Origin of the sequence: Simkania negevensis Z (genome assembly GCF_000237205.1) — a bacterium.
In the GTDB taxonomy this organism is placed as follows: domain Bacteria; phylum Chlamydiota; class Chlamydiia; order Chlamydiales; family Simkaniaceae; genus Simkania; species Simkania negevensis.
This window is the reverse complement of record NC_015713.1, coordinates 597,708-615,692: the sequence shown is the minus strand read 5'-3', so window position 1 is coordinate 615,692 and position 17,985 is coordinate 597,708. Positions and strand designations below refer to the sequence as shown.

13 protein-coding genes are annotated in these 17,985 nt (G+C 40.9%); 5 read left to right on the top strand and 8 right to left on the bottom strand.

The features are described from left to right. The first annotated feature begins 119 nt into the window (after positions 1-119). Positions 120-3,500, top strand: coding sequence for a hypothetical protein (locus tag SNE_RS03340; protein WP_013942920.1), 3,381 nt, complete (start codon positions 120-122; stop codon positions 3,498-3,500). Positions 3,501-3,572: 72 nt separating this feature from the next. Further along, a complete protein-coding gene (locus SNE_RS03335) occupies positions 3,573-4,094 on the top strand; it encodes a ubiquitin-like domain-containing protein (protein WP_013942919.1) in 522 nt (173 codons plus the stop codon). 5 nt (positions 4,095-4,099) lie between these two features. Here the strand turns inward: SNE_RS03335 and SNE_RS03330 are convergent, their stop codons facing one another. The 3 genes from SNE_RS03330 to SNE_RS03320 form a co-directional block, all read right to left on the bottom strand. Next, entirely contained in the window at positions 4,100-4,567 is a 468-nt protein-coding gene (locus SNE_RS03330) for a hypothetical protein (RefSeq protein WP_013942918.1), read from the bottom strand. Between the two features lie 8 nt (positions 4,568-4,575). Beyond that, positions 4,576-5,361, bottom strand: a complete 786-nt coding sequence (locus SNE_RS03325) for a macro domain-containing protein (RefSeq protein WP_013942917.1) — start codon at positions 5,359-5,361, stop codon at positions 4,576-4,578. A gap of 176 nt (positions 5,362-5,537) precedes the next feature. Next, entirely contained in the window at positions 5,538-7,655 is a 2,118-nt protein-coding gene (locus SNE_RS03320) for an HD family phosphohydrolase (RefSeq protein ID WP_013942916.1), read from the bottom strand. A 149-nt stretch (positions 7,656-7,804) separates the two neighbouring features. On the opposite strand from SNE_RS03320, the gene dnaX reads away from it, so the two are divergent. From dnaX to SNE_RS03305, 3 genes are all read left to right on the top strand, one after another. Further along, complete coding sequence (gene dnaX / locus SNE_RS03315) at positions 7,805-9,280, top strand: DNA polymerase III subunit gamma/tau (RefSeq protein ID WP_013942914.1); 1,476 nt, start codon at positions 7,805-7,807, stop codon at positions 9,278-9,280. Positions 9,281-9,416: 136 nt separating this feature from the next. Continuing rightward, positions 9,417-9,731: a YbaB/EbfC family nucleoid-associated protein gene (locus SNE_RS03310; RefSeq protein ID WP_041418738.1), complete on the top strand. Its 315-nt coding sequence runs from the start codon at positions 9,417-9,419 to the stop codon at positions 9,729-9,731. Between the two features lie 66 nt (positions 9,732-9,797). Continuing rightward, positions 9,798-11,204, top strand: a complete 1,407-nt coding sequence (locus SNE_RS03305; protein WP_013942912.1) for an MATE family efflux transporter — start codon at positions 9,798-9,800, stop codon at positions 11,202-11,204. Here SNE_RS03305 and SNE_RS12670 read toward each other — a convergent pair. The 5 genes from SNE_RS12670 to hprK form a co-directional block, all read right to left on the bottom strand. Then, positions 11,135-11,494 (bottom strand): hypothetical protein, encoded by a 360-nt coding sequence (locus tag SNE_RS12670; protein WP_079891525.1) that lies wholly within the window; start codon positions 11,492-11,494, stop codon positions 11,135-11,137. The genes SNE_RS03305 and SNE_RS12670 overlap by 70 nt on opposite strands. Positions 11,495-11,569: 75 nt before the next feature. Next, on the bottom strand, positions 11,570-14,983 hold the full coding sequence (locus tag SNE_RS12145) for a peptide ABC transporter substrate-binding protein (RefSeq protein ID WP_013942911.1): 3,414 nt from the start codon (positions 14,981-14,983) through the stop codon (positions 11,570-11,572). Beyond that, the gene (gene ptsP / locus SNE_RS03295) at positions 14,980-16,740 is read right to left on the bottom strand and encodes a phosphoenolpyruvate--protein phosphotransferase (RefSeq protein ID WP_013942910.1); all 1,761 of its coding nucleotides are present in this window, start codon (positions 16,738-16,740) and stop codon (positions 14,980-14,982) included. The genes SNE_RS12145 and ptsP overlap by 4 nt, the downstream gene beginning before the upstream one ends. Beyond that, complete coding sequence (locus tag SNE_RS03290) at positions 16,737-17,027, bottom strand: HPr family phosphocarrier protein (protein WP_013942909.1); 291 nt, start codon at positions 17,025-17,027, stop codon at positions 16,737-16,739. The genes ptsP and SNE_RS03290 overlap by 4 nt, the downstream gene beginning before the upstream one ends. Then, complete coding sequence (hprK, locus tag SNE_RS03285; RefSeq protein WP_013942908.1) at positions 17,020-17,985, bottom strand: HPr(Ser) kinase/phosphatase; 966 nt, start codon at positions 17,983-17,985, stop codon at positions 17,020-17,022. Before hprK ends, SNE_RS03290 begins: the two co-directional genes overlap by 8 nt.

Genomic DNA, 17,985 nt, shown 5'->3' with positions numbered 1-17,985 from the left:
ATGGTTCAAATTCTATCAGAAAGTCATTTTCACAGTTTGAGACAATCCTCAAGACATTCACAACTTCTTCATCTTACCTCTACACCTAAGCATTTAATTGTTAAAAAAAAGGGGTAAAAATGACTCAAAAAATAACAAACAATGACTCACAACAGCCTTCAACGTCAAATACTCAAACCGTTTCATCAACTGACTCACAAGGACGTGAAGTCGCACAAGTGAAGCCAAATAAGGGAAACTGCCTATGGAATGGGCTGGTTTATATTGCCTCAGGAATTGCCTCTCTATTTGACAGCTGCAAAAAGCCAGCTATTGACGCTGTCAATCAACCAGTCGTCTTATCAAGCTCAAAGCCAAAAAAGCAAGAAGCTGAAACACTTTGGAATCTTTTTATCCAAGATCCAGTCATTCAAAAGCTACCTAAAAGCGAACAGAAAAAGGTCTTTGAAAAGTGTTTAACTGATTACCAAAAAAGCGTTACGGCATATGAAAAAGCGGCAGGAGAAGTTGCCTTTACAAATCCAAAAGCTCAAAAATTTGCCGAAGATCTATCTGGCCGTCTTTCTGCTATTGTGAAAGCCTATAACGCAATTTGTGAAGAGGAAAATCCTTCAAGCGCAAAGAATCCCCTCTTCACTAAAGAGTTTATGGCTGCCATGCGCTTAGCTCAGCTGTTTGGAAACGACTCAACAGGGTCGGGTAGTGTTGGAATGAGCCCTCTGACAATCATGGGAGCGCTAAAAAATGGAAATTTACGTGAGCGAATGACCTTAGCCTACCGCACTGTTTTCTCATTTTTTGCAGCTGAGATTCTCGACAAGCCAGGGATGATTGATAAAATCAACGACAAGTTAAAAGAACAAGGTGCTGGCTTTCAAATTGACAAAGAACGATTTGAACAGGATCAAGCTAAAGGTGAAGGGATCATCACTCTTGATGGACAGCGCACCATTAAGCAAGCCCCCGTTGTTGACAACTTTCGCAATGTAGAGAAAAAGCGGCTCTCTCTTCCTCAACCCACAAGACACGAAGCTACAGGAGCTGTTCTTTCAGAAATTCCAGGTCTATCTTGGCGTGAGGCACGTGTGGGAACCCGCTATGATGTATTTGATCAAACTCTCAGACAAGAAGCCAATACACGAAAGCTCGAGTGGATCCCAGGAAAAGAGTGGGTTGCAGTCGACCCTACAAGTACTTTTGCAAAAGAAACCGAAGCACTTGGAAGTCTTCCAATGCTTACTGGTCCTTCAGGAACAACAGACGGCTTTATCCATGCAGCACGCTATTTAGGTCTTGGTGACCAAACAGAAGAAGGTATGCTCGCTTGTGTTGGTTGGATGATACCAGTTGGAGATCACACCCTACATGAAATCCGTTCTGGAGCAGAATTCCATGGTGTTCCCTATGAAGGGCTCCCGTCTGATTTTTCTACATTTGCTAGCTCAGACCCAACAGTCGTAAGACAAATCAATGCAAAGTTACAAGGGCAGGGCTTAGAAAATCCAAGCCACTATTTTTCAGCTGCATATATGCACGAAGTTGGCCTTGACTTAGGAGTTGTCGATCAAATCGAAGTCGATCTTGACGTCACACTTAAGCAAGCCACTGTTGGAGTAGAAGCCTACGATCTCACACATCTTAATGCTCCAGTAGAAGTCCAAAGTCAGCTTAAAGCAATAAACCTCGAACTCAGAAAACACGAGGTGATGATTGCAAAGCTCGGAGAGTTAAGTCTTTCAACACCAACTTCAGAAAAAGAGAAACTCGCAGCCATCCGTGAGCGTAAAAAGACTTTAGTTGAAAACTACGAGGAACTCAAAGGGACTAAAATGAAGTTCGTGAAAGCTCACTTTCAAGGTGGAGACCGCGTTTACGCCATGTCGAACCCTCGCGTCCTCAGAGCTGGCACTGATCTTTATACTTGCAACAAACCTGCAAAGATTCAAAAAATCGTCTATGGTAATGGATTCTCTGAGTTTACAGATCCTTCAAGATTCCATACTGGCTATGCAACAGACTACGTACAAACAGGCCGTTTCGGCATGAATGAAATGGGCGAAATTGGCCACTATTTCTCAATTGGCGAACCCGGATACATGTCATCTGACTCGCCACATACACTTCATATCGCGCTCAATCAAGATCTGACAGGTACCTCAATCATGTCTGTTACAGAGCTTAAATCCGCAGGATTTTCAGACTTAGAAATTGAAGAAGGATACCGTAGAATCCACCAAGAGTACCCTTACCTCCAAAACGATGGGCTTCCACCAAAAGACTCTGAAGTTGTCATCCTTAGAGCGCAAGGAAACTTTAACATTGTCGAACTCATTGAAGGTCAAGATCCATATGATACTGTATCATGGACACGACGCACTATTGGAAACTATGCTGCTACACATGCTCTGACATCAGACCAAGCTCACAGTTCTTGGGCAAACGCAATTGTTCCAACTTACATGACAAATGCTGAAAGAATGGAAGCTCTCGTTCAACATGATTTAGATGGTGTCACAAACGGCATTGTCGCATTTGATCATGTCAATCTAGACGCCCCTTTACTTGTGAAGCAAGAGCTAAAAGCAATAAACTTAGAGCTTAGAAAGCTTGAAGCAACATATACGAAGCTAGATCAGCTCTTTGACACAACGCCTCCGACTGAGAAAGGAAAGATTGCTGAAATCCGCAGACGTAAAGAGGAAGTGAAACAGCAGTACTACAGCCTAAAAGAGAAGAAAGTTCAATTTGTTAAGGCCAATGTGAGCTTTGAGCAACAAGTCTATGCGATGTCCAACCCACGCGTTCTTAATGCCGGGACAGACCTCTATACTTGCAACAAACCTGCAAAGATCCAAAAAATCGTCTTTGGCCATGGCTTTTCTGAGTTTGTTAATCCTGATGTTTTCCACTCGGGCTACGCAAGCGATTACGTACAAACAGGCCGTTTTGGCATGAATGAAATGGGCGAAATCGGCCACTATTTCTCAATTGGCGCGCCCGGATATATGTCATCTGACTCGCCACATACCTTGCATATTTCGATGAATAGAAACGTTACTGGAACCTCGATCATGTCAGTAACAGAGCTTGAATCTGAAGGCTTTACCAAAGAGCAAATTGAAGAAGGATACCGCAAAATCCACCAGGATTATCCTTTCCTTCAAAACGACGGTCTCCCTCCAAAAGACTCTGAAGTTGTCATCTTAAGACCTCAAGGAAACTTTGATATCGTTGAGCTGATTGAAGGTGAAGAGGCATGGGATGATAATTCTTGGACTAGACGCACAGTTGGAAACTATGCGACTACCCACAGTCTTCCATCTAGCAGTGTCCATTCTTCTTGGGCAAACGTTCTTGTACCAAAGTATAAGACAGAGGGTGAACGCACGGCGCCACAAAGCCAAGTCTTGCCACAATCTCTTAAGACTGGAACTCCAATCGATGCCAACACAACCCAAGGAAAACAGACAACTGATAATACTGTCAAAGTGACAAACTAAATCTATATGGAAGGATCACCTAAGGTGATCCTTCTCATTTTTGAATAAAAAATTAAAAAGAGAGAGAGAGATATGTCCGCAATTTCTAGCTATGCTTCATCTGCAACAGCAAAATCATCGATCACAAATACAATGCCTAATAACAAATACGAATCCATCCTAAATAATGTTCCAAAGAACCTGTATAAAGCTTTCAATCGTTGGCTGATTCTACCTGAGATCAATACCGATGCAGATCGTCAAGCAGTTGCAGCAAAAATCGAAGGATTGGCTAAGAAAAAGGGTGAGGGATTTAAAGGAGACTTCATTCCGACTACAAAGTTTGGGGAACATGCTAAAGGAGACAAAATTCCTTTTACACTTCTCGATCCCAAAACACCTGTTGGACAAATCAAGAAAGAAATTTCAAAGCTCACTAATATTCCCGGAGAAGAAATTAGCATTAGCTTTTTTAGCATGCGGAAGTTAAATGATCACATAACCTTCAGTGAGGATTTGAGCTGTCATGGCAAAGGTGGAGAAAGATTCTGGATAAGTAGAAATACTGCTTCAGCTTTAGCTCCGGAAGTTAAAGATCCTGAAGCAGATTGTTAGATCTTCTATTCCGCTCGCTTTGAATCAGAGGGTGGAGTGAGGATGAGCCAAAAATTTTCACCCCCTTTTCCATGGCAACCTAAATCGGAATGCAAAGAAAAATCATCTCGAATTGGACGCAGGCTATGAAAACTGATCTTAATTGCATCTGCTGACACATCAAGTAGACCGGAGAGTTGATCTTTCATTTGCCCTACTGTGATTTGACGATCTAAAAGACTAAAAGGAACTGAGTCCCCTAACGAAAAGCTTCCAAAGTCTGAGCGGAGTCTAAAGTTGCCCTCGAACTCTGCTTTTTTTTCTTTGGCCAACTGCTCCATTTTTGAAGCCACCGTTACAAATTCTTTAGGAGAAGACATCTCTGGTAAAAAGAGAAATCGGTTAGATATTTTGTAATAATTTTTGGGAACCGAATTCACGAATCTCTCGATAGATGCCGAATCCATCGATGAAAAATCTAAAGCTTTTGACATATTTAACCTTAAGATTGAAAAACTTTTTGATAGGCTGCCCATTCCTTATCTTTTGGAACAGACAGGATGACGGTCTTCACAGTCGAGCCGCCGTTTACAAGATACTCTTTTAATGTTCTTTTCACGACTGCTGCTGCATCATTCAATGGAAAGGCGTAAAAACCGCACGCCACGCAAGGAGCCACAACTGATTCCAATTTGTATCTATCGCAGAGATTCAGACAATTTTTGTAACAGCTTGCTAGTGCTGGTTTATCCCCTTGTCCATCTTCTAGAAGAAGTGGCCCTACAGTGTGAAGCACATATTTTGCTGGGAGATCATACCCTTTAGTGATCACTGCCTCACCAACTTCACAACCATTATGATAGGCGCATTCCTTCACAAGATTCGGACCTGCACCCTCATGGATTTCCTGATCAGCACCACCACCCCCTAAAAGGGTCTCATTAGCAGCATTGATGACAGCATCCGCCTCAAATCGATTGATCGGCTCCCGGACTAAATAGACATCAATCGATCTTTTACCATCTTCTGATGTCAACTTCATTTTGAAGGGAGCTTCTTGAGCAACCTGATCAAGGGTATAGTAATTTTCCACTCGGTAAAATTGACGGCGGGTCAAATGGGACGCATCACAGGAGCTTCCCCAGTTTTCGAGAGAAACCTTAAAATTAACTTCTGCCCGCTTATCCTCAAAAGGCTCTAAGCGATACTTCTGACGCATCTGATCGAAGTAATTCAAGACAGGGCAAGTATCTGTAAATGAAAAACTTGTATCATTTTTAACTGTCATAAACCCCAACCGTTAAATTTAACGATGTATCTATTGTACCTAACTTATGAAAAAAAAGACAGCGTAATACATACTTTGAAAAACTTCAATTTGTTTGTTTTCAGATACTTAAATTTTTACTGAGAAGAATTATTTGATCTGCTGATTTTCAACAACGCTTGCGCCTAAATCTCCTTTTAGGCCTGCTTTTCTGGATATTTGATGCGGAGGTGGCGGGCAACGGCAAGGTTTTTAATGATCGTCCGCTTAATGGTTTCAAACTCTTTGAACGTGAGCTCACAAGAGTCAAACTGTCCATCTTCAAGCTTTTCCCCAATAAGCCGCTCGACAAGCTCAGTGATTGACGCTTCACTGACCTCTTCTAATGAACGGGAAGCGGCTTCCACTGTGTCGGCCATCATGATAATAGCAGACTCTTTGCTATGGGGTTTAGGTCCAGGATAACGGAATTGATTTTCATCAACAGCATCGACATCGCCTCCCATCTGTTCCACTTGCTTACAATAAAAGTAGTAAACAAGAGTAGTTCCATGGTGCTCGCGAATAACATCGATGAATCCTTGAGGTAACCCAAACTTGCGAGCGAGAACCTCACCATCTATCACATGAGCAATGATCACCTGAGTCGACTCTAAAGGAGTGAGAAGCTGGTGAATGTTGAACCCGCCCATTTGATTTTCTGTGAAATAGTGGGGGTTGGAAAGTTTTCCAATGTCATGATAAAGGGTTGAGACGCGGCAAAAAAGGCCATTCGCTCCAATTGCTTGCGCTGCTGCTTCAGCAATACTTCCTACTACAAGACAGTGCTGGTAGGTTCCAGGTGCTTCCACGCTGAGTCTACGCAGTAGCTCATTATTGGGGTCCATGTATTCCATCAGTGTGATGTCAGTCATGATATGGAAAATCGACTCAAAAATAGGGAGAAGCCCAACAATGAGAATGGATGTCAGAACAAGAAATGCAAACGTGCTTGTCAAATCAGAAAGAATGTAGAAGTTCCAAAAAACATCTTGCGCAAAGTTGTACACAAAGAAAATGGGAATACAAGACACCCAAATCTTGGCACAAACGGCAAAAACCTCTTTCCGTTTGCGCATGGTTCGGCAACTTAAAACAGCCACAACACCTGTGATAAGGTTGGCTGTTAAAAAACGGCTGTGATCTACAGCTAACGACAGCCCTAAAACAATAGTCAGTAAAAAGGTCGAAAAAAGGGCTAACTCGGCATCGAGCAAAACAGTGATTAAAATCGCAGCAAAAGGAACAAAGACGGGATAACGCACCACCTCAAGTAAGCCTGTCGCATTACGCAATAAGAAAAACTCGGTCACTTTCGCAAGAAACAAAGTGAGAATAATGATCGTAGCAAAGAGGGAAAGTTTTTGAACCGAATGAAAAATCTTGGGATGACTCATTCGGAAGTAGAATGCCCCCAAAAATGTGATGATTGTTGCAAATACGAAACTACTTAAAAGAGGGAGCGGCTCCCACAATTTGCGCCCTTCAGCAATGGCTTTTTTCATCGATTGAACCATGGCAATATGAGACGCACTGATTTTCTCCCCTTGATCGATAATGCGGGTTCCAGCTTGAATTCTACGGTACTTTTCGGGGACTGTTGTTTCTACCATTTTTCGCAAACTACGTTGGGCTGTCGTGTCTTTTTCAAGAGGCCACGAAACAGTTTGAAAGTAATCTAAGACGTAAGCAACAGTCGGTCCTTGAAATTTGTTTTGATCTAAAACTTGGTTTTGCACACTTTCCCAAAAACTTTCAGGCAAAATGATCGAGTTTCCATCAAAGGAGGGAGGAAGAAGAAAGTAGTTATCTTTGAGAAGTTTGAGAGATTTAAGCCGTTGCAAGGTGCGCTGATCGGAAAAACGGGCTTCTAACAGAAGGTCTTTCACTGCGTCGCCCGCTTGATACATATCCTCGAAGGTGCTGTTCGGAAGAAGATTGCGCCACCTTTGATCGTGAATCAAAAAGTTGTCAAATTGGAGCCGTTTTTTTTCCACAGCTTTTGAACTGAGTTCATAAATGGCGCCGATATCTTGAGCCGATTGCTGGCGCATAATGACAGTCCCTTCTTCATCAGGAAATTCAAAATCGACTTGCGCAACAACGTAGTTTTTTGCGGAACTATCAAGTTCTAAAATATCAACCCGCACTTCGCGAAAGTGAATAAAAAACGCAAGCGCAATCAAAATACATACAGCGATTAAAAGTCGCTTTCCTAAGTGATCCTTTTGAAGCGCCTGGATCCACTTAGATTTTTCCTTAGATTCTTCGGCCATTAAAAAAATTGCCTTTCAAAAAACGAAGTAGTTTATACCATTTATCAAAATAAATGGCATTATCCTCAATGTAGCACACTAATGCTTTTCTGACTCTTGATATTTTTCCCGCAGGAAGCGAGAATAGAACTTTAGAATCTCGAGGAAACATGACAACCTATCAAGGCCTAGCTAAAAAGTACCGACCTCAAAAATTTTCTGAAGTGTTTCAGCAAGATCCAATCGTACAGACAATCAAAAATGCGTTGCGCCTCAATCGCGTCGGTCATGCCTACCTTTTTTGCGGCACACGGGGAACTGGAAAAACGACACTCGCCCGCCTCTTTGCAAAAGCCTTGAATTGTCAAAATCTATCTGATGAGCAAGAACCTTGTAACAATTGCCCTTCTTGCAAAGAAGTCGTCTCAGGTCACTCACTCGATGTCATCGAAGTCGATGGAGCTTCCAATCGAGGGATCGACGACATCCGAAATCTCAACGAAACAGTTGGCTATGCCTCTTCTTCAGGAAAGTATAAGATTTATATTATCGATGAAGTTCATATGCTCACCAAAGAGGCCTTCAATGCTCTCTTAAAAACACTAGAAGAGCCTCCCGAACATGTCATTTTCTTTTTCGCCACCACCGAACCCCATAAAGTCTTACCTACAATCATCAGCCGTTGCCAGCGGTTTGACTTAAAACGGATCACTCCTGAAAAAATCTTAGAAAAACTCAAACAAATTCTCCAAGACTTAGGTTTCCAAGCTGAAGAAGATGCTCTCCATCTCATTGCCGCACATGCTGATGGAAGTTTGCGCGACGCAGAATCACTTCTCGATCGCCTTCTCTGTTTTCACGAAGAGGAAATCACCGCAGAAAAGCTCTCTGAAACTCTCGGTCTCGTTTCGCGTGACCTATTTTTCAAACTCGATCAAGCAGCACTAAGTCACGATCTCCTCTTTGCCTTTCAACTTTCCGAGCAAGTGTTTAATGAAGGTGCCCACCTTGAGTACTTTTTAGAAAGCTTAGCGAATCACTACCGCAATCTCCTTGTGATCAAGCTTGGCAAAGCGCAAGAACTGGGCGCTCTTCTCACTGCCTCCGATAAAGAAAAATATCTTAAGTCTGCCTCCTTCTATACTCAAGAGCAATGTTTAGAAATTCTAGACATTCTCCGTTCCCAATTAGAGCAGCTCCCTAAAAGTCCCTTTAAGCGAATCGACTTAGAAATCTTGCTCCTTCAAATCATTCGCTCGATGAAAAAAATGCCGCTTGATCAATTAGTGAATCAACTCGTCGAATTGAAAAGTGCTGTTTCGCAAGCCCCCACTCAAAGCAAAAAAAGCGCTTCACTTATAGAAGAACCTAAAGTCCAAGTTATCACTTCCGACGAAGAACCCTCCCCTTTTAAAGAAGTTGCTCTATTACCCCAACAAGCCCCTTCTCCTGAGATAGCAAGTCCTCCTCTAAAGACAGAAGCTCCATCGCCTGCATCACAAGAAATCACCCCGCCCCTTCAAGAAGCTCCTCCCCCTCAGATTCATGCTGAAAAAATTGACAGCGCAGTTCAAAAAAAGATTAAGCATGATAAAGTCATGTGTTTTGCCAGTGTGGAGCTCAGCGGCTCTATAAGAAAGGGATGAAAATTCTCACTTGTAAATCACAGAGCTTTATTTAAAAAAAACTCTTAACTTACTCTGAACTATAGTAACTTGGGTTTTAATCAATTTTATGCTATTATTGGAAGTGTAACGAAAAAATTTTATCGAGGTGTCTCACATGGGTAGCGGTTTCTCCAAAATGAAAAAGCAAGCTCGACAATTCCAAGAGCAGATGTCGAAAATGCAAGAAGAAATGGAAAAAATGGAAGTGACTGGGTCTGCTGGAAATGGCCTAGTTGAAGTGACCCTAACCGGTGATAATAAACTCAAAAAGCTTAAGATTAAGCCTGAATGCGTCGATCCCGATGATATTGAAGGGCTTGAAGATCTCATCACAGCTGCGTTTAACGAAGCAAGTGGCAAATTGCAAGAAAATAGCCCTGGTTCTTCGCTTCTCGATAGTTTCCCATTAGGCAATCTTCCTTTTGGTTAAAAAACTTTCTTGCCTGATATCTTTCAATAAAGCACTATAGATTTTCTACTATAAGTAAAGCTTAAGATGACTTTAGTTACTGGAAAACAATCTCTAACTAAATATCCTCTTGCAAGTTTCAGAGAGCTATCTGCATTGGCTTTTCCTTTGATTTTATCGCTGCTTTCTGCCAATTTAGTCATTTTTGTAGATCGTTATTTCTTATCTATCTACTCATTAGAAGCGTTTGAAGCCTGTACTGCTGCAGGAGGACTTTTTTTTCTTTTTCAAGTTACCACCTTGCGCTTCGTCACAACTATTCAAGCCTTTGTTAGCCATGCACTAGGCTCGAGACAGAAAGAAAAAGCTTTTTCGTACACCTGGCAAATGATTTGGTTTTCACTCCTTTCTTTCTTTCTGATAGGCCCAATCGGACATCTAGTTGGTTATGCCTTTTTTAAGGGAACACCCATTGAAGCACTTGCAAAGATATACTATAACTATCTGATCTGGGGAAATGTACTCTTCGCTCTTGAAGGTACCTTAAGCTCTTTTCTTGCAGGGACAGGTCACACACGTAAGATTCTGCATATTCACTTGATAGCAAACTTACTCAATGTAGGGTTTAGCTTCTTCCTCATTTTTGGTATCGAAGGATGGATACCTCCTCTTGGGGTCAATGGTGCAGCCATTGGAACTCTTCTAGCAAAAGCAGCATCTTGCATATGGTTTGCTTATTATTTTCTAAAAATTTCGAAAATTAAGTGGATGAAAATCATACCTACCCAATTTTTAGAATGTATCCGTAAAGCTATGCCTAGAGCTATTGGGTCTTTTATTACCGTTTTAGCATGGAATGCAGCAGCTCATATCCTCATTCAAAGGGGCGGAATTGATCTCCTCGTTTGCTCTTTTGGTGTAAGTGTTTTTATGCCACTAATCAATGACGGCGTTGGACAAGCATTTTTATCCGTTAGTTCCTACTTGCTAGGAAGCAACAAGTTGCAGCTTTTTCCAAAACTTTTTCGTTCAACCGCAATTTTCATTTTTTTAAATATGTGTCTTATGTCGGTCCCTTTCTTGCTCTATCCTAACATATTGATCAGCTTCTTTGAGCACATTCCATTTTCTTTTGAAGAACGTTCAGCTCTTCTTAATACATGCATCTGCATTGCTCTTTGTTACTTTACAAACAGTATTTACGTGATATCTTTTATGTTGATTACAGCTTTTAAGGACACACTTTTTTACATGACTTTCCAAACCACTCTCGGTACCCTATCATTTTTTTTACCGATTTTTATTTTGGCAAAACTAAACAGCTGGACACCTGAGTGGTTTTGGCTTGCCAACTCTCTAAATTGTGTCCCATTCACTCTTATTTATTTTATGCGCTGTAATAAACTCGCTAAAAGAAAAACGGATTACTTGCAGGGAAAACAAGCTCCCGGAGCACATCCAATAGATGTGACAACAAGATCATTAAGATCCTGATAAACAGGAATTGTCCCATTCATAAATCCTAATACTCCATAACGATTCGGAACAATCCGGAAAACATGGCGATGGACAGTTTTATCTCTGTCTAAAAATGCAATATAAAATAATCCTTCTTGCTCTGCCGGAACTAGGAAGTAAGAATAGATAGAAGATTGGAGAAGCTTAACATCGATTTCTTCGTTAGAAAGCGAATCTTTCCAAGCAGGATGTTGATGCAATTGTTTCATCAAGGCTGAAACTTCTGGATGCTGACCCAAATTTTTGTGTAAAATCGTGCAACCCATTGTCTTTTCCTCATGTTTAGTGAATAAACGACAACGATGTTAAAAAATATTTAATAAAAATACCAGATTTTAAAGTTATTTGAAGCGACTATAAGCGTAGTTAACAAATCCTAAGTTATTTACAATTGGAACTTGTAAGTTTTCGCTTTTTAAATACCGCTCATATTCATAGTAGATCGGCAAAATCAAATGCTGATTTGAGAAGATCTTAGCTGCTTCATGAAGATACTCTAGCCGCTTATCAAGGTCTAATTCATGATCTGCAAGATCTAAGAGTGTTTGATACTCTTGATCCTCCCAAAAGAAAACATTGAGTTTCTCATCTCTGTTTCGATAGATATTTAGCGTATAGATTGGATCATTGATCCAAGAAATCCAACAAAAACAGCCAACTTGAAATTCACCTCTACCTAACCTTTCAAAGAGATCAGCAAACTCATAAGGCTCAATGCGGCAGCTTATACCTAGTATTTCTCTCCATTGCTTTTTAAGTAAATGTGAAGTGCGATTTGAAGCTTCACTGTTATAGTGGATAACTGTTACTTGAGGAAATTCTCTTTTGGTTATCCCAAGTTCATCTAATCCCTCCTTAAAAAGCTGCTCAGCCCTTTCAGAATTTTCTTCCATTCCTTTATGACCTCGAAATAACTCCGTATGATTGAGAGGAAGATGAGAGTAAGCTGGTAGCATGCAGTCCCGATTGGTGCCAATGATTTCACAACGGTTTACAGCAAGACAAAAAGCTTGACGAATCTTATGATTTGTAAAGGGAAATATCTGATTGTTAAAGAGGTACCATAGAGACTTTGTGGTGGGCAAATAGTGAATTTTTTCTCCAAGCTGCGAGAAATTACTTCTTCCATAGCCTAAAGGAGGGCCGAGCCAGTCAAGTTTCTTTGTACAGAAGAGTTCAGTTGCCTTTCGACTATTGACTCGGGACAGTAAAATATGATCGAGTTTAATCGAATCTTGATTCCAAAAACGATGGTTCTTGGCTAATTCAAATGCATAAAATGAGCGGTTTTCTCGTAGACGAAATGGACCGTTGCAAATGAACCGATCCCCTCTTTCTTGCGCCCAATTAGGATGGATTCGATCGATATAGGAGTTCACTGGAGAATAGAGCCCTAATGTCGTAGATTCTAAAAAATAGGGAGTAGGGGTTTCTAGGTGGATCTCTAAATGAGTATCGTCAAGAGCTTTGACTTTGACTTCATCTACACTGCATTGCCCTTCTTTAGCCAAACGGGCATTTTTTATGGGGTAGAAAAGGTAAGCAAAGCGGGTATTAAATCCTGGGGATAAAACTTTCTTCCAAGCATATTCAAAGTCTTCTGCCAAAACCTTCATCCCATTTGACCAGTAGGATTCTCTTAAAGTAAAGAGATAACGCGTTTGGTCGTCAGAAACTTCAACTTTCTCGGCAATAGCAAGTTGAGGCGTTCCCTGCTCATCTAAGCGCATGAGCCCTTCGAAGAGCATTTTATTAATCATGCTTGATTGATGATCTCCTCCTATTCTTGGATCTAAGAATATTTTTGTCTCTAAATTAAGATTCAAAACCTTGGGTTTGATTTGATGTTTTAAGTAGTTTTTTAAAATTCCCTCTAGCTGCAGCTCGATCTCTTCGTGATTGTCAAAAATCACTCCTTCGTAGCGGAACCCATGATGGAGAAGTGAAGATGAAATCATCAGCTTATGTTTCAGGTCTTGCTTTTCAAGCTCCTCTTCAAATGCCGCCCTAAAATGATGATCGTTACATCTCGTGAAGAGAAACAGTTGACTTCCCTTTCTATGAAAGCGGTAGGAGAAAAAACCTTCTTCTTCTGCTTCAAGCAAGGAAGAAAACGTTTCGAAAAAGAGTTTCAGCGATTCCGTTTCGATGGTTGCTTGAATTTCAATGGGGTTAAGTGAATAGAAAAACTTTTCGAGAAATTCGGGATTTTCTGAATCGACTTCTGAAAAAGCCTGTTTAAAACGGACGAGATTTTCGCTCTGTTTGAGAATCATCCCTCCATTATAATCTCGAATCTCTCCGACAGCAGCTTCAATCACTTCGATCACATGATGGCGTGCTTCAAAAAAGTTGAAGGAAAAATTCCGTCTCGTAAATGGGTTGACATCAGAAAGTTGCACACGAAATACATTTGCTTCTACAGGATCTTTTCCCCCAAGATAACTGACAATTTGTGTCCGTTCGGGAATAAGCGCAAGTGAGTGATTCACTTTAGAAAACGCCTCTGTCACTGAGTCTTGGCCTTCTTTTAAAATCCGCACCAGAATGACACAAAAAACAAGTGTTTCTTCATCGTGTTGTTCATAACGGACCGTGACCTGAGGAAAGTCTTCTGCGCTCCGAATTTCTTTTGTGAGGGTTAAAATGTTTTTCATGATCTCTTCTTCATTTCGAACCATGAAAAGCTCAGGAACAAATCGTTGAACGCGCGCTTCTATTTCAATAGGTAGTTGGGATTTTAGTTTTTCTATTTCTTCATCTGTAAAACGCATGCCATCTTCTCTTTCAAATTCGATATACATCATCTGAATATTCGATTTTTCTAAATGAACTTCAGGAGAAATTAACAAGTTGGCTGAAGGAATGACCGCTTCCAATGCCGAACTCAAATGCTTCTCAACAAATCGCTCACAGGAAGGATTGAGCCCGACTCCAATGGTGCATCCTAACACAGGTTTTGTTCCAAACGTAAAACTCAAGCTTGAGGGAAAGAAAGAGAGTTGGATGTGTCTTTTACTTGAATCAATTGTCTCTTTCCATTCCAATTCACGCCTGATTGAAATGAGATTAAAAAGAGCTTTTGCAAGAAGAAGAGGCGAACGCTTTTCCAAAAAATCTTGGCTAAAAGCCATAAGCCACCGGTCGACATCAAGCAAGAATTGCGTGTCAAATTCCTCACCTTTTTCTTCAATGTAGCGCAGAACTTGTGAATGAATCGCTGTGATTTTCCGATCAAGACGGACATGGTGAGAAAGTGCTAGACGAAAAGAGAAGTTTTTATTTAAGAGAGCGAGTCGAAGTTGCTCTTTCAAGATCATGACTTTTTCTTTAAATCGTTCATATGACTGCTTTTCACTGAGATGGATCAGATAGTCTGCAACATAGAGACGTGGCATATCTTTCGCTTTGAACTCAAATGTAAAAGCTTTTGACTCGAGCTCAAAACAGCGACTTTTCGAAAGGACAAACCGGTCAAACAGCTCGTACACAAAGCGATTGGTATCAAGTGACGGAAACTCTAAAGAAAGAAATGTAACTTTGACAATCCCTGCATCATCATTTGTATAGGTGCAGGAAACTTGAGGAAGTTTAGAAACGATTTCTCGCAGGGCTTTTTCGTTTTCAATCTCTTCCAATCGGAGAATACTATTCACAACTTCCAGCAAGCTTTCTAGAACTTGTCGGAGTTCACATGACAAAATGGGATGAGGAACCTCAAGCCATTTTGATACAGTTTTAAAAACTGACGTCATAAAGAAATCTCAGAAATGAGTTTTTCGTATCTCTCTTGTAGATACTGCTCCACTTCTTGGCAAGTTTCAAGTTTCAAAATATCATCTACTTGATCTTGGCACTCTGCAAGAGTTAGACGTTTCGTCATGTCCCGAATTGCGGGAATATAGCGGGGGGCACACGAAAAACTTCTCACACCTAAGCCCAGAAGTAGTGGAAGCATTAACGGATCAGCAGCCATCTCACCACATAAACTCACAGGTGTTTCTGATTTCAATCCTTCTTGAACAACATGCCGCACCATCCGAATGATACTTGGATGACTGGATTTATAAAAAGAATGCATGTCTTGATGAGTTCGATCTGTTGCTAAGGTGTATTGAAGAAGGTCATTTGTTCCAATCGATAAGAAATCACATTCTCTGGCAATTAAATCACAAATAATCACAGCCGAAGGAACTTCAATCATTGAGCCAACAGGAATTTCATCGGCAATTTCATGCCCTTCTTTTCTGAGGTCGATCGCCACTTCTTGAATCAGTTCTTTCGCATCGAGAAGTTCAGTCACATCAGAAATTAAGGGGAGAAGAATACGTAAATCTCCTTTTAAGCTCACCCGCATAAGAGCTCGCAATTGCATGATAAAAATGTCTCGGTTACGCAAGAGAAAACGAATCGCGCGACATCCAAGTGCTGGGTTGGGCTCGGGTTCATAACGGCTAATACACCCTTTATCTCCTCCTACGTCAAACGTACGAAAAATGAGAGGTCTTCCTTTAGCATTTTCCATAACCCTAAGGTAAAGATCGTACTGCTCTTCTTCAGAAAAAGAGTGAAGCTCTTTTCCGAAAAATAGAAATTCGGAGCGAAAAAGACCCACTCCATGAGCTCCATACAAATCGATAAGATCGAGATCGGCAATGCTTTCAATATTGGCAAGCAGAGTGATTGCGCAGCCATCAAGAGTTTCGATTTTTCTGTCGGGTTTTACTTCTTTTTGAATCGTGGGTTTCTTTCGCTCTTGTTTTCCTTTGTAATGAACCACTGTGTCATAAGTCGGATTGAGAATGACCACCCCTTGATCAGCATCAATAATGACATCACACTCTTCAAATTGACGCAATGTCTCCACGTTAATGTTTGAAATGTAAGGGATCCCTTTCGAGCGAGCTATGAGAGCTGCGTGGGATGTTGAACCTCCCATTTCTGTAATGAATCCAAAAACTTGCTTCGCAGAGGATTCTGCAGTTAGAGACGGAACAAGTTCTTTTGTGAAAATAACAACTCCGTCTGGAAGATCACTGAGTGTCACTTGTTCGCGAGGATAGAGGTGACGTAAAATTCGATTGGATAGGTCTTTCACATCCAGCAGACGTTGTTTGAAAAAACTGTCTTTGATCTTGGAAAACTCTTTTTCGTAATCGGACATGACTGAGCGAAAAACAGCTTCGGTATTTTTCATCATTTGTCGAATCTTTTTCTCGACAAAAGTCGTCATAAATGGATCTTCAAGCATTTGAATGTGGGTATCAATAATTGAGGCAGCTTCATTAGATCCTTCTTTGGCTAAAAAACGTTGAAGGGTATGAAGATCTTCCCGACTTGAAAGAACTGCCTTTCGGTAGCGGGCAATTTCATTTTCAACATCACCAGATTGAATGGGGAATTCAGGAATGATGTCGTCGGGAAAATCTTCCATAAAATAGAGCTTTCCAATCGACACTCCCTTACTTATTGGAGCACCTTTTAAGATAATTTCTTCGAGTGCTTCGGTCATGTTACGCTCAACCCTTTTTCCCCAAATTGATTTTCAAATGCTCCTACAAGACGTTTCATTGTTTCAGCAGCATCACTCCCTTCTACAGAAATGAGGACTTGGGCATTTTTAGGAGCGGCTAAAATCATAATGCTCATGATACTCCGAGCATTGACTGACTCCCCTTTATAAGTCAATGTTACTTTTGACTGGCTATTTTGCAATAGCTTAGCAATAAATGACGCAGGTCTGACATGCAGTCCCATCTTATTTTTTACTTTGACAACTTTTTCAAACTTTTCAACCAACGTTTAACCGTCCCTTTCGTTGTCTTTTAGCGATTGTTTCTAGCAATTTTATATTAAATTCTTTTGCTGAATGATATCCCATTTCCTTCAGTCTGTGATTTAATACCGTTGTCTCAATTAAAAGTGCCACCTCTCTCCCAGGTTTTACTGGTAAAACATAAGAGGGGATATGGAGACTTAAAATTTCTTTAAATTTTTCCTCAAGCCCTACTCGATCATAATAATGGTCATCGTTCCATTCTTCTAAATCCATAATCATTTCAACGCGGACACTTTGTCTAATAGAAACGGCACCATAAAGATGTGCGATATTAATAATTCCAATTCCTCGTATCTCAAGTAAGTGACGCGTAAGCTCTGGTCCTGTCCCTTCCAAGTATCGATTATCTTTCTTACGCAAATGCACTACATCATCTGAAACTAACCGATGCCCTCTTTCAATTAATCCCAACGCAGCTTCACTTTTTCCAACAGACGAATCCCCTTGAATAAGAACTCCTATTCCAAAAACTTCAACTAAGGTGCCATGAACAGTTTCAATAGGAGAAAAAACCTCTGATAAAATCAGCGTCAGCTGAGACATCAGGGTCATCGTTTTCTCTCCACTCCGCAAAAGAGGGATTTTTAGCTTTTGACAAATTTCTTTTAGCTCTTTTGGAGGTCTTTGACCTCGCGCTACAATAACTGCAGGATTGTCCTTTGTCACCACGTCTTCGAGTCGCTCTTTGCGCCTTTCTGAAGCAAGATCTCGCAAATATTCGAGTTCAATCCGACCAAAAAGAAGAATCCTTTTATTAAACTTTCGCTTCACATATCCCGTAAGAGAAAGTCCAGGCCGCTGAATTTCAGGGACAGAGATATTTTTGTTCATCCCTTCTTGAGGACAATCGACAAAAAGACCTAAGGTCTTTCCGTGATCACTTATCAAATCCTGAATCCGAAGCGGTTTTCTTCTCAT